Below are 13,920 nucleotides of genomic sequence, written 5' to 3'. Positions count from 1 at the left end.
GTATAAGAGAACTCTCTACGTTTGCGAGTTTTTGAGTTAGCGCTTGTCGCTGTCGTCCTGGTCATCATCCCAGGCGTTGTCCGGTGCCGGTGGGACGATTTTATCCTGTGGGAAAGCCTTGCCATCCGCACCCGGGAAACCACCAGAGAATCCAGGGAAACCCGAAAAACCGCCAGCACCAGCGCCAGTTCCTGGAGCACCGGGGTTCATGCCGTACTGAGAGACCACCATCATGCTGCGGTCACTGAAGTTGCGGAGTCCGTTGAGCAGCGCCACCGATCCGCTCTTACGAATCAGCCAGCGAGTCGGCGGTAGCACCATGAGGAAACCAACAACGGTGGTGACGACGCCCGGCAGGGCAATCAGCCAAGAGCCAACCAACAGAATTGCCGAGTCAGCCACAAAGTGTCCCGCGCCCTTTGCCGAGCGCTTGATTGCCTCCTCTGGATGCTTCTGTCCGTACTCGGTAAGAGTACGAGAAGTATCCAGCAATAACTTCTGGTAGATGCGCTTGAACTCGATGGCGGCGAAGACCAACCCCACAATGAACAGGCCCAAAACCAATAGGACGGTCCAGCCGTAGCCGATCCATTCACCGAGTGCGATAAAGGCCGCAATCTCGGCGATGAGGTAAATAATTGTGAACCACTTGCTCATAGTTCCCCAGTGTAACCGCCACTAGATGAGCAAGTGGTTACGGCTATCGGCCGGTTAGACGACGACTAGCTGTACTGCTCGGGGACGTTGATCAATCGTGAGAACGGCGGCTGGTTGTCGCAGGCCGTGTGCGGGCGGTGCTGGTTGTACTGGTGCAGCCAATCCGGCAGGGCGTCGCGTCGTTCTTGCTCGCTGGTGTAGCAGCGGGCGTAGGCCCACCCGTCGGCCATGGTCCGGTGGAAGCGCTCTACCTTGCCGTTGGTCTGCGGCCGGTACGGACGCGTCCGCTTCGGGGTGATCGAGAGGGCCTCGCAGGTGTCCCGCCACAGGTGCGAGCGATAGGCGCCACCGTTGTCGGACAGCACCCGCTCCACGGCGACGCCGCGATCGGCAAACCACGCCACAGCCCGATGCAGGACCCCGACCGCGGTGACGGCGGTCTCGTCGTCGTGGACCTCGGTGTACGCGACGCGGGAGTGGTCGTCAATGACGGTGTGCACGAACGCGTACCCGAGCCTGGGGTTGTGCCACTTGCTCTTCGGCTTACCCGGTGTCGCCGTTCGGTTGTGGTCGCCCTGGCGGCGGCCGACGTAGCGCCAGCCGCCGCCGTCGGGGATGTTCCCGAGCTTCTTCACGTCCACGTGGACCAGGGAGCCGGGGTGGGGGTGTTCGTACCGGCGGATCGGTTCGCCAGTCTCGCGGTCCATGTAGGAGAGCCGGTTCAGTCGGGCACCGGCCAAGATGCGGTGGACGGTCGAGGGCGCGATGCCGAGTCGGGCGGCGAGCTGCACGGGGCCCTCACGCAGCCGTATCCGCAGGCTGACGCACCGCTTCGTCGTCGCCTTGTCCGTCTTGTTCGGTGAGGTCTTCGGCCGGGACGAGCGATCCTGCATCGACTCGCCGGCGCGATAGCGGTCGACCCACCTCTTCACGGTCGGCCAGGAGACCTGGAAGCGGGCGGCGACTTCGCTGATGGGCCAACCGTCGTCGACGACGAGCTGGGCCACCTTGAGCCGGTGGCGAGGTGTCAGGGTGGCGTTGGCGTGCATCACTCCTCACCTGCTGCGACGGGCGTCGTCCGCGGCGTTCGGAGTTGCCCCAGGACTGCAAGGAGGATCGTCGTGGCGAGCGGCACGAGTCCGGCGGCGATGAACAAGCTGGCAGCGGCGATGTGTCGGCTGAGGAGTCCGGTGAGTGCGATGGACAGTGGCATGAAGGCGATGGAGATGAAGAAGTCGAGGCTGGCGACTCGGCCGAGCATCTCCAGCGGTACGTGTTCCTGCAGGACCGTGCCCCAGATGACCATCCCGACTCCGATCGACGCACCGTAGACCGCCAGTCCGGCGCTGATGATCCACGGATTGTTGGTGAGTGCGGGGATGGCCAGTGGAAGGCAGCCGAGTACCCATGCGCCGACCATTACGGGCAGGAAGTGTGAGGGGGTGGGCCATGAGCCGGCGACGAGGGAACCCACCAGGCCGCCGACGCCCAGAACTCCGAGGACGACTCCGTACACAGCCGGACCGTTGTCATGGGTCGAGCGTATGACCGCGGGCAGGAGAACTTCCAGCGGACCGGTCACGGCCAGGCCCATGGCGGCCGCCAACAGCACGCTGGAGCGAACCCAGCGCGTGCGGGCGACGTAGCCGAACCCGTCGAGCAGGTCCCGCAGCGCAGAGGTGGCCGGAGCTTCGGCGTCGGTCTCGGCTGAGCAAGGGGCAGGAAGCCGCAGGGCGGCGATCAGGGCGAGTCCGAGCGCGCCGGCGATGAGGTACCCGCCCGCGGCGGGCATGCTGGCACCGATGACCGCTCCGACGGCGGCGGGCGCAATTGCCTGTCCGACCAACGGGCGGGCGGCGCCTTCGAGGCCGTTGACGGCCATTAAGTCGTCGCCGTCCACCAGGACTGGCACCAGCGCCGTGTAGGCGGGGAAGAAGAATGCGGTTGAAGTGCCAATGATGAACGCGGAGACCGCGAGCATCCAGAAGGTGACAATGTCGAGGATTGCTGCCGTGGACGTCGCGGTCGCGATGGTGAGGTTCAGGGTGAGCACGCTCACGATGACGGACTTATTGGGGAACCGGTCTGCGATTACGCCAGCTGGGAGGGATCCTGCAAGCAGGCCAATGCCGCTCCAGACTACGACACCCGACAGGGCGGCTGGCGTGGCGCCCAGGTCGAGGGTCTGCATGGCAAGGTAGAGGGCCCAGGCACCCTGGGCGAAGATGGTCAGCACCATCGCTGCGAACAGCTGACGGTACGTGGGGATGGTCAAGGGGTGAAGCGGGTTCATGGCATGTCCTTCAGGTCAAGGTTCAGGTGGGGCCAGTCGGCCAGGTCGTGGAGCATCTGACGGTCATGCGTGGCAACGATCACCGCGCAGGAGGTCTGCAGCAGCTCGGTGGTGATGTCGTCGACGAGGCTCGATGACAGATGGTTGGTGGGCTCGTCCAGGAGCAGCAGGTCTGGATCCTGGGCCAGACACATGGCCAGGTGGAGACGGCGTTGCTGTCCTTGCGACAAGCGCCCCACCGGCGTGCCGGTTGCGGAGGCTTCGAGCAGCCCGAGCGAGCCGAGGGACGGCGCCTGAGCTCGACGGCCTAGCTTCGCCAGGTAGGCCTCATAGACCTCGTGTGCGGGGCTGGAGCGGTCCCAGTCGGGGACCTCTTGGGACAGCAGAGCGATGCGCGCTCTCGGATTAACTCGCACATGTCCCGTGGTGGGGGCCAGCCGCCCTGCGAGAAGTGCCAACAGGGTGGATTTTCCCGCGCCGTTCGGTCCGGTGACCACCAACCGGTCACCGCCGTTCACGTCGACCGAAACCGGAGCGTCCAATCGGCCCTTCACAGTAACCTGGGTGGCGTTCATGATGCTCTGTCCGGCACGGGTTGCCGAGGCGGGCCACGCAAGACGCAGTGGCGGCGCCGGGACGCCGATTTCATGACTTTTCAGGTCTTCGATACGTCGGTTGAAGGCTTGGACCACTCCAGCAGCGCGTGTGGCACGTTGGTGCTTGCCTGTGCCCTTTTCAGGTCTCCATCCACCCTGGGACAGGCGGGAGCGTGCGTCGGCGGCGGCGCGGGTCAGTTCCTGATGCCGGGCGACCTGGGCGGCATGGTCTTGCTCCCAGGCGGCCCGTTCTCGTTGCCGCCCTTCGATCCAGCCCTCGTAACCGCCCGCGTAGGTGCGCGGAAGGCCATCGCGGGTCGGGTCGAGGTCCAGGAAGCTGGTCGCCACGTCGCGCAGCAGGGCGCGGTCGTGGCTGACTAAGGCCAGGCCACCGGGGTGGTCCCGCAGGCGCTCAGTCAGGAAGGACAGCCCTGCAGCGTCCAGGTGGTTGGTGGGCTCGTCCAGCAGCAACAGGTCAGGGGTCGATCCGAGGGCGACCGCCAGCCGTACCCGGTACCGCTGGCCGACCGACAAGGTCGACAGGACCCGATCGCGGTCGCTACAGGCGTTCAGGCCCGCCAGGGCGATGTCAACACGGCGGTCTGCATCCCAGGCGTCCAGCCGCGTGGCCGCCTCGAGTGCGGCGGAATAAGCGTCGGCCGCGTCATCGCCCGCGGCCAGCGCCGCGGTAGCCACGTCGAGGGCCTGCAGAGCGGCCCTGGATGGGGCGGTCGCCTCGGCAATGAGGTCACCGACCGTGCGATCGCCCTCGGTGGCCATGTCCTGCTTGACCAGGACGAGGGAACCCACCCGGGTCACCACTCCCGAGTCGGGTTTCAAGATCCCCGCCAGTATATGGAGCAAGGTGGTCTTGCCCCGGCCGTTGTCGCCGACGATCGCCAGTCGCGACCCGGTGGAGACGGTGACGTCAGTCCCACTCAGCAGCGGCCTGTCGCCGAGTGTCAGGTGGAGTGATTCAGCGCGGATGTGTGCAGCGGGCCCTTGGGATGTCCCGATCCAGGCACATGATCGTAAAGGTTCTGTGGTTGGCATTGCGTACTTTCAGCTCGTCATGGAGCCGGGCACCACGAAGCGGCCGCCCGGCAGATGGCCAGGACGGCAGACGAGAGGTCATAAGGGGTCCCGCCGCCGTCAGCGGACGGAACGCAGCTTCATCGAGGCGATGCCTGAGTACATGCGGCCGAGGATACAGAGCCCGGGCGATGCCACGCAAGTCAACTAACGTCCCCGGTCAGTACAACTAGCGGTCGCCTATCATTCGCCTACCGGTCAGCGCGCTCCTCCAAGTCGCCCTCTGTATCCAGGTAGGTCTGGCGCAGCAGATCCATGCGTTCCTGGTCGGGGTTTTCCCACATACCGCGCTCGGCGGCCTCCATCAGGCGCTCGGAAATATCGTGCAAAGCCCACGGATTCGACTGTTCAAAGAACTCGCGGTTTTCCGGGTTCGCAACGTACTCGTCGGTAAGCGTTTCGTACATCCAGTCATCCATGACCTGCGCCGTCGCGTCGTAACCGAAGAGGTAGTCGACGGTTGCGGCCATTTCGAAGGCACCCTTGTAGCCGTGGTTACGCATTGCCTGCATCCAGCGTGGGTTGACCACGCGGGCACGGAAGACGCGTCGCGTCTCCTCGTGCAGGGTGCGGGTGCGCACGGCGTCCGGGCGCGTGGAATCTCCCACATACGCTTCTGGAGCGGAACCCGTCAGTGCACGGACCGTGGCGATCATGCCGCCGTGGAACTGGAAGTAGTCATCGGAGTCGGCGATATCGTGCTCACGGGTATCGGCATTCTTCGCGGCAACCTGAATACGGCGGTAGGCCGTCTTCATGTCGTCAGCGGCCTCTTCCCCGTCGACGCCGCGGCCATAGGCGTAGCCGCCCCAGGTTGTGTAGACCTTCGCCAGGTCCGCGTCATCGCGCCAGGAACCGGAATCGATAAGTTGCAGCAGGCCAGCTCCATAGGTGCCCGGCTTGGAACCGAAGATACGGCGCGGGCGCTCCTGCTGGTCGGCCTTCGCATGGGCGCGCACGTAGTTGTCTTCATCGGATTCATCAAGCTTGACGACGAGCTGAAACGCGTCATCCAAAAGGTCGATAACATGCGGAAACGCATCACGGAAGAAGCCGGAAATACGGACGGTCACGTCAATGCGCGGTCGGCCCAGCTCCTCCAGCGGAATCGGCTCAAGGCCGACAATACGGCGAGATGCGTCATCCCACACCGGATGCACACCAATCAACGCGAGCACCTCGGCGATGTCATCGCCCGAGGTACGCATGGCGGAAGTGCCCCATACCGACAAGCCAACCGACTTCGGGTACTCGCCGTGGTCGGCGCGGTAGCGTTCAATCAGGCCATCGGCGAGGTTGACACCGGTTTCCCAAGCCAGGCGCGACGGCACCGCCTTGGGGTCAACCGAGTAGAAGTTGCGGGCAGTCGGCAGTACATTGACCAGGCCACGCAGTGGTGAACCGGAGGGGCCAGCTGGAACAAATTCGCCATCGAGAGCGGAAAGAATACGCGGGATCTCCTCGCTGGTAGCGGCCAGGCGCGGGAGAATTTCGTCGCGGGTGAACTGCAGTAGCTCGACAACCTGATCCAGGCCATTAGGTGCCGCGATATCGACAAATTCCTCGGAGCCGAGCACATCAGCCGCGATCTGTGCCACTGGTTGGTCTGAATTCTTCACCACGGCGGTTACCAGTGCCGTAGCCAGTGCATCGATAGAGTCCACAGCGTGGCGTTCATCGGTGCCGTCCTCGGCCAGGCCGAGAGCTTCGCGCAGGCCCGGCAGGGTCTGCTTGCCGCCCCACAGCTGGCGGGCGCGCAACATGGTGGTCACAGTGCCGATCAGGGATTCGTCTTCCGGGGCCTGGCTGAGCACGTGGAGGCCACCGCGGATGGCGACATCCTTAATCTCGCAGAGCCAGCCGTCGACATGCATGAGCATGTCATCGAAGACCTCCTCGTCCGGGCGCTCGTCCCAGCCGAGGTCGCGGTCCATCTTCGCGGCAGTCAGCAGCGTCCAAATCTCCTGGCGGATGGCCGGCAGCTTGGCCGGATCCATGGCGGAGATGTTCTGGTGCTCGTCGAGAAGCTGTTCCAGACGGGTGATGTCGCCGTAGGATTCGGCGCGGGCCATCGGCGGAATGAGGTGGTCGACAAGCGTGGCGTGAGCACGGCGTTTGGCCTGTGTGCCTTCGCCCGGGTCGTTGACCAAGAAGGGGTAGATCATTGGCAGCTCGCCGATGGCAGCATCCGGGCCGCAAGAAGCGGAAAGGCCGACGGTCTTGCCCGGCAGCCACTCCAGGTTGCCGTGCTTGCCCATGTGAACCACGGCATCAGCGCCGAAACCGCCCTGCGCCTGCGACAGCGACAGGAAGCGGTAGCAAGCCAGATAATGGTGCGTCGGCGGCAGATCCGGGTCGTGGTAGATACCCACCGGGTTGTCACCGAAACCGCGCGGTGGCTGCACCATGACCACGACATTGCCGAAGGTCAGGCCCGCAATGTAGATGTCCTGGGTATCCGGGTGGACGTACAGGGTGCCCGGCGCGGCACCCCACTTGTCCTGCATGTCGGAGCGAAGTTCTTCCGGCAAGGTAGCGAAGAACTTCTCGTAGGTGGCAGCGGGCAGGCGGAGTTCGGCTGCCTCCATAACCTCTTCGGTCAGCCAGTCCGGGTCCTGGCCGCCGGCCTCGATGATGGCGTGCATGAACGCATCTGGTTCATCGGCGCCATCCTCGGCGGTGGCGTATCCGGGGATTTTGGTGGTGTCGCCGAGGTTGTATCCGGCGTCGGCAAGCGCGTGTAGCACCTTTAACGTGGATGCTGGTGTGTCCAGGCCGACGGCGTTGCCGATGCGGGCGTGCTTGGTCGGGTACGCAGAGAGCATGACGGCGACGCGCTTGTCAGCGTTGTCGATGTGGCGAAGTGCGGCGTAACGGGTGGCGATGCCGGCGAGGCGGTCGCAACGCTCGAGATCTGGAACGTAGGAAATGAGCTCGTCGGAGTCGATTTCCTTAAACGAGAACGCGACCGAGATGATGCGGCCGTCGAATTCGGGGACGGCGACCTGCGTTGCGACGTCCAGCGGTGACAGGCCCTCGTCGTTGTCTTCCCACGCCGCCTTGGAGGATGTCAGAGCCAACCCCTGGATGATGGGGATGTTCAGGTCTGCGAGTGCGGCGACATCCCAACCGTCGTCGTCCTGACCGGCCTGCGCGAGCGCCGGGCGGTTGCCGCCAGCGGCGAGCACCGTGGTGATAAGCGCGTCGCAGGAAGCCAACTCTGCCAGCAGTTCATCGCTGGCGGTGCGCAGGGACGCGGCGAAGATGGGCTTGGCGACGTAGCCACGAGCCTCGACTGCGTCAGCGAGCGCCTCAATGTAGTGCGTATTTCCCGCCAGGTGCTGGGCGCGGTAATAGATAATGCCGACGGTGCCACGCGAATCTTCCGTGGCCACCTTGGAGTCGCGCTCCAGGAAACCCCAGGCCGGCGTGCGAGTGGGCTCTTCAAAGCCAAGACCGGTCAGAAGCAGCGTGTCCGACAGGAAATTGTGCAGCTGTGCGAGGTTTTTCGCGCCGCCTTCCGCCAGGTAGATGTGCGTTTGCGTGGCGACGTTTGCGGGAACTGTCGAGTACTCGGTGAGTTCGGCATCGGGTGCCTGCTCGCCCGAGACGAGGACGGTGGGAATACCGGAGTTCACAAAGTAGTCAATGCCGGATTCCCAGGCGCGGCGGCCACCGAGAAGTCGGATGATGACGACATCGGCGCCGTCGGCAAGCGTGGGCAAATCATCGTCGAGCAGACGCGCCGGGTTTGCCCAACGGTAGGACACCTCCGGGTTGGCCTGAGCGGCCGCGCGGGCGGACAGAAGGTCGGTATCCGAGGTCGACAGCAGCAGAATCACGGTGTAGTCATTCACTTCCTGGGGAGCAACGCGTCCCCGGTCGGCGGGAGTCTGCCTTCTAACCGATGACGAGGTCTGACTGTGACAGTGGCGCGACCGTGCGGATTTTCACCGAGCTTCTCGTCAGCGGCATGGCAGTGGATTTCTCCATCACTCTACTGCAGCGTCTATTGCTAGAGTTCCAGCGACTGCTCCGCCGGCTGATCTGGGAAGTGAGACCAGAGGAAGTCCGTGGCATTAGTCAGTTCCGCGAGCATCGGAACGATATGGTTAATGCCCGTCTTCGGTAGCACCGGTGAAGTCGTGTTTTCGACGTACTCCAGGTCGGTGAAGCCGAGATTCAGCCAGGCATCGCGCAGCTTGCGAACCTGGTTGATGGGGATGATGTCATCATGCTCACCCGAGTAGAGGTACACCGGCGCATTGGGGACGAAGTTGCCGACGCGCTGGCGTGCGAGTTCCTTCTGTACCGGCTCGTAGCGCTTAATCATCTCGCTGAGTGACTCACCGCTAGTCGTGTACTGGTCAGTGGTTTCAAAGGAGTGATGGAACCCCAAGCCACCCGCGCAGTAGTTGCCCACGTTGTCCAGCAGTTCTTTGCCTTCGGGGCTGATTTCTTCCTTGAGGACTCGGCGCAGCTCAGGGTCCTTATCCAGGACAGAATTGATTGCCAGTGCAATCGCGGCGGTCAGCGTAGTGCCATCAATCTGGTCGAGGACGTTTGCGAGATCGGACGGCGGGCCGCCGGCGGCAGATGCGGCGACGTTGAGCTCAGGAGCGTAGACACTTGCACGTTCAGCAGCTGCAGCGGCTGCGGAGCCACCCTGGGAGTAGCCATAGATTCCCACGGGGGCATTCTTATCCACGCCGAGCTCATGTGAGGCAGACACGGCATCAAACAGCGACTGTGCCGAGGCAATGTTGTCGACATAGTCCTGATTACCCTGGGCATTGCGGTGGTGGTCGATCATCACCACAGTCGCGCCTCGCTTCAAGTTCGCGACCATCGGGATCGTCTCGTATGGAGCAATAATGTCCAACGGACCGAACTCAATCTTTAGGCCGGTCTGCGAGGATACCGAGGGGTCGCACTTTTCCGCGCCACCCTGCGTGCCCGGCGCGATTGCGACGACCGGACGCGGACCGCTGCCCTTCCACTCCGACTTCGGCGTCACCACAAGGGCTGTGTCCACACTGGGATTGCCGAGGGAATCCGTGGAGTTGTAGTGAATACGCTTGGCATCCACATTCCACAGCTTGTCGTTCACCATCATCTCGGCATCCTCGCTGCTGACCAGCGTGCCGGCATTTGCCGTGCGCGACGGGGTCAGCGGCAGAGAATTCAGCGGAGAGGCTGCGGCCACGCGAGCCTGTTCCGGGGTCAGCTGCCTGCCTGCGCCCTCGCGACCAGACTCCTCATCGTCTTTCTCGATGCCGAGTAGCCTCTCCATATTCGGGTTCGGTACATGGCCGAAACCAGGCAGTTCGCGGTTTGCGCTTGACGACGAGACCTTATCCGCCAGCCCACTATCCGATAGGCTCGGGATGTTTAGTGGTTGTGCGTTTGCAGGTGTAGCCAGGCCGATGGTCATAAGACCTGCTAGCGCTACCCCGATTCCCGTTCGGATTGTGCGACGGTTTCGTCGTGAAGCAGAGCGTGTCTGTGTCGAGGCACGGCCGGTGCCGACGGTGTCGTGTGCCTCGTGTGTGAGTGCTTCAGCGTCGTGATGTGGCATGAAATCTCCTGAATAACCCCAGATTGAAAACCCAATGAAAACTTCCCTTAATTCAGAGGAAGTTAGGTTATGAAAACAATAAGGTTTTAAAAAGGTAAATCGGTGGATTTTCAGTGAAGAATTTGTATGTTTTTCGCGGAGGGGTATGAAAACTCCACTTCAGGATGGTTTCGTTGGGCTGGAAAGGGGCTGGATAATGTGCCCCTGTTTTCGGGGGCTCAGCTCTGTGTGTGTTTGCGTATTCTTGAGAGTATGACTGCATCTGATCAAGGAACCCGCACTCGTCAGGACGGTTGCCCCGGCAGCCGCAAGGTTCATATCGCAGCTGATGGCGCAATTGGTCGTCTGCGCTTCCCCGGAGGCTTTCTCCCCGCGCCGGGCTTCGCCGTACTCGCCGATTTGGCCGAGAATTTCGGCGACGGTGATATTCACTTCACCTCCCGCGGCAATGTTCAGATCCGTGGCATCACCAACACCGGCGCATTCGCCGATGCCGCGGAAGAAGAGAAGCTGGTTCCCTCCACCAGCCACGACCGCGTACGCAACGTTCTTCAGTCGCCGCTGTCCGGTCGCGTCGGCGGTAAAGCTGATGTGCGTGACCTGGTTCAAGAGTTCGACAAGGCTCTCATCGCGGAGCCGTCGCTGGCAACACTGCCAGGTCGCACACTCATGGCTTTCGACGACGGCCGCGGTGACGTGCTCGGTGAGCGCCCCGACTTCGGCGTTGTCGCACACGATGAGAGCACGTTCGAACTCATCATTGGTGGCGCGACCTCGGGGATTGTCGTCTCGCGTGACGACGTCGTGGAGGCTCTCATCACCACAGCGAAAGTGTGGAATGACAGCCGTGGTTCAGCCTGGCGCATCGCCGAAGCCAATGCGGCCGAGCTCGTTGCTGATGCCGTAATCGAGGAATTGGGCGCGCGAGTCCGTCGCCAGCAGCCGACTCCGGCTGAGAACTTTGATGCCACCGCGGGGCTATCTCGCCAGATTGGTTGGATTGACCAGCCGGATGGACTGGTCAGCTTGGCTGCGGGCCTGCGTTTTGGTGTCCTTCCGGCGCGTCTGGCCCGTGCGATTTCGCATACGCAGGTTCCAGTTCACATCACGCCGTGGTACTCACTAATCCTCCACGATTTGGAGGAGGAAGTCGCCGAGCAGGTTGTCAAGGTACTGGCGCCGAATGGTCTGATCTTCGATCGTAAGTCCACATGGTTGCGTGTCAGTGCGTGTACCGGTCGCCCTGGGTGCGAGAAGTCACTGGCCGACACCCGCGGCGATGCTGCTCATGCAATTGCTGATGGTCGTCTTCCGGAAGGGCGCGTGCACTTCTCCGGTTGTGAGCGCCGCTGCGGCAAGCCCAAGGGCGGTTACTTCGACTATCTCGCCACCGGGGACGGAGAATACGAAGTCACTGCTGTGGACTAGGCTTTAAGCCTATGAAGCGCTTTGAGTACAACACTGATGGTGCGGATATTTACCGCAACTCATTTGCCATCATTCGCGAAGAAAGTGATCTTTCCCGCTTCGACGCCGATGAGGAAACCGTCGCTGTCCGAATGATTCACGCAGCAGGTCAGACCGACCTGGCCAAGGACATCGTCTTTTCCACGGGAGCTGTGCGCGCAGCTCGCCAGGCTCTCGAGGAAGGCGCTCCTATCTTCACCGATGTCAACATGATCGCCTCGGGCATTACCCGCAAGCGCCTACCTGCTGACAACGAAGTCATCTGCCTGCTGCGTGATGAGCGCGTCCCCGAGCTGGCTCAAGAACTCGGCACTACTCGTACTGCTGCTGCCGTGGAACTGTGGAAGCCTCGCCTAGAGGGCGCGGTCGTCGCCATCGGCAACGCTCCCACCGCTCTCTTTCACCTGCTCAACCGCATCAATGAAGGCTCCTTCCCCATGCCGGCTGCAATTTTGGCCATGCCGGTCGGCTTCGTCGGTGCCGCGGAATCCAAGCAGGCCACTATCGACTCCGGTGCAGAAAACCCGGAGCTGAAGTACATCACCGTCACCGGCCGTCGCGGTGGCTCGGCTATCACCTGTGCTGCCCTCAATGCCATCGCCACCGCAAAGGAGATCATCTAAATCATGTCCGGCTCCTACAGCGCTCAGCCTGGTCATCTCTACGGCGTCGGACTCGGCCCCGGCGACGCAGGTCTCATAACACTCCGCGGTGCCGACATCATCCGCACAGCTGATGTCATCGCCTACCATGCCGGCACTCACGGACGTTCCACGGCGCGTTCAATCGCCGCCGAACTGATTGACGCGCGTGACGACGCTGCCGTGGAAGAGCAATTGCAATACCCGGTGACCACCGGGCGCCCGGCCGACTACCGCGAGCAGCTCGCCGGTTTCTATGCAGAGGCCACTGCTCGCCTGCACAAGCACTTGGCCGAGGGACGAAGCGTTGCGGTGCTTTCGCTCGGTGACCCGATGCTCTATAGCTCGTACCAGCATCTGCATCACGCCCTCAGCGAGGACTTCCCCACTGAGATTGTCCCCGGAGTGGCCAGCATTACTGCGGCGGCAGCAGAGATTGGCCAGCCGCTCGGCGAGGCTACCGAAATCGTCAGCGTTGTCCCGGCCACCGCAGATTCCGAGCGCATCGCTGCGGTTCTTGACGCCTCAGACTGTGTAGTCATTATGAAGCTGGGGAAAAACGTTGAGAAGGTTCGTACAGCGTTGCAGGCCGCTGGCATGCTCGAGCGCGCCTATGTTGTCGAGCGAGCCACCATGAATGAGCACACCAGCTACCCGCTGGCCGATGCAGACCCGGAGAAAGTTCCGTACTTTGCAGTAGCCGTCGTGCCTTCCGCTGTCTACGGCACCGAGCGCAGTGTTTCTGGGTTGCCTTCGCCAGCTGATGATGCGGCGGCCGATGCAGTCACCGTTACGGCAACTGAACCGGCCATCCCAGCTGTCGGCGAAGTTGTGGTCGTCGGCCTTGGCCCGGGTGCGGAGCGCTGGACCACCCCAGAAGTCACCGAGGAACTGGCCCGGGCCACGGATCTGGTGGGCTACTCCACCTACATCAACCGAGTCCCCGAGCGCGCCGGGCAACACCGCCACCTCTCTGACAACCGCGTAGAGGCAGAACGAGCCACTATGGCCCTGGATATTGCCAAACGTGGCGGCCGCGTCGCGGTTGTCAGCTCCGGTGACCCGGGAGTCTTCGCCATGGCGGCCGCAGTACTGGAAGTCGCTGACGACGATATGTGGCGAGACATTCCAGTTCGAGTCGTGCCAGGCATGACTGCGGCTCAGGCTGTCGCAGGTCGAGTGGGTGCTCCCCTTGGCCATGACTTTGCGATGCTTAGTCTCTCCGACAGGTTGAAGCCCTGGGAGGTCGTCGTTAAGCGAGTGCGTGCCGTAGCGGGAGCAGACATGGCGTTTGCTGTCTACAACCCGGCATCCAAGTCGCGGAGATGGCAGATCCGAGAGCTGCGTGCCTTGGCTTTGGAATACCGCGAGCCGACAACGCCTGTGATTGTCGCGCGGGCAGTCGGCTCGGAGCAGGAAAACGTTACCGTGACCACGTTGGCGGAGTTCGACCCGGATGTCGTCGATATGCGGACCATGGTGATTATTGGTTCGTCGTCGACGAAGGCGTATCGGGCCGGCAAGACCACTCGGGTCTACACCGCACGTCACTACGGTGAGGGCGGCACCAGTGGAACTGGCGAGTTGCTGCGTTAG

9 protein-coding genes are annotated in these 13,920 nt (G+C 62.7%); 3 read left to right on the top strand and 6 right to left on the bottom strand.

Annotated elements, in window-relative coordinates:
* Positions 1 to 36 precede the first annotated feature (36 nt).
* From QP981_RS05110 to QP981_RS05085, 6 genes are all read right to left on the bottom strand, one after another.
* On the bottom strand, positions 37 to 657 hold the full coding sequence (locus QP981_RS05110; protein ID WP_049189912.1) for an FxsA family protein: 621 nt from the start codon (positions 655 to 657) through the stop codon (positions 37 to 39).
* Positions 658 to 722: 65 nt separating this feature from the next.
* Positions 723 to 1,709 carry an IS481 family transposase gene (locus tag QP981_RS05105; protein ID WP_165765420.1) on the bottom strand — a complete coding sequence of 329 codons (987 nt, stop codon included), beginning with the start codon at positions 1,707 to 1,709 and terminating at the stop codon, positions 723 to 725.
* Complete coding sequence (locus tag QP981_RS05100; protein WP_049193110.1) at positions 1,706 to 2,950, bottom strand: MFS transporter; 1,245 nt, start codon at positions 2,948 to 2,950, stop codon at positions 1,706 to 1,708. The genes QP981_RS05105 and QP981_RS05100 overlap by 4 nt, the downstream gene beginning before the upstream one ends.
* Positions 2,947 to 4,599 (bottom strand): ABC-F family ATP-binding cassette domain-containing protein, encoded by a 1,653-nt coding sequence (locus QP981_RS05095; RefSeq protein ID WP_049193109.1) that lies wholly within the window; start codon positions 4,597 to 4,599, stop codon positions 2,947 to 2,949. The genes QP981_RS05100 and QP981_RS05095 overlap by 4 nt, the downstream gene beginning before the upstream one ends.
* A gap of 230 nt (positions 4,600 to 4,829) precedes the next feature.
* The gene (gene cobN, locus QP981_RS05090; protein ID WP_284857592.1) at positions 4,830 to 8,480 is read right to left on the bottom strand and encodes a cobaltochelatase subunit CobN; all 3,651 of its coding nucleotides are present in this window, start codon (positions 8,478 to 8,480) and stop codon (positions 4,830 to 4,832) included.
* Between the two features lie 173 nt (positions 8,481 to 8,653).
* Positions 8,654 to 10,216 carry a lipase family protein gene (locus tag QP981_RS05085; RefSeq protein ID WP_284857573.1) on the bottom strand — a complete coding sequence of 521 codons (1,563 nt, stop codon included), beginning with the start codon at positions 10,214 to 10,216 and terminating at the stop codon, positions 8,654 to 8,656.
* A gap of 252 nt (positions 10,217 to 10,468) precedes the next feature.
* Between QP981_RS05085 and cobG the strand changes: the two genes are divergently transcribed.
* The 3 genes from cobG to cobJ are packed head-to-tail and all read left to right on the top strand — an operon-like array spanning position 10,469 to position 13,920.
* Positions 10,469 to 11,644, top strand: a complete 1,176-nt coding sequence (gene cobG, locus QP981_RS05080) for a precorrin-3B synthase (protein ID WP_284857572.1) — start codon at positions 10,469 to 10,471, stop codon at positions 11,642 to 11,644.
* Between the two features lie 11 nt (positions 11,645 to 11,655).
* Positions 11,656 to 12,306, top strand: a complete 651-nt coding sequence (locus QP981_RS05075) for a precorrin-8X methylmutase (RefSeq protein WP_070602648.1) — start codon at positions 11,656 to 11,658, stop codon at positions 12,304 to 12,306.
* A gap of 3 nt (positions 12,307 to 12,309) precedes the next feature.
* Complete coding sequence (gene cobJ / locus QP981_RS05070) at positions 12,310 to 13,920, top strand: precorrin-3B C(17)-methyltransferase (RefSeq protein WP_284857571.1); 1,611 nt, start codon at positions 12,310 to 12,312, stop codon at positions 13,918 to 13,920.

This window comes from Corynebacterium sp. MSK047 (genome assembly GCF_030232285.1).
GTDB classification, from domain to species: Bacteria; Actinomycetota; Actinomycetes; order Mycobacteriales; family Mycobacteriaceae; genus Corynebacterium; species Corynebacterium jeikeium_D.
The sequence above is the reverse complement of the archived record's forward strand: the minus strand, read 5'-3'. Positions and strand labels throughout refer to the sequence as shown.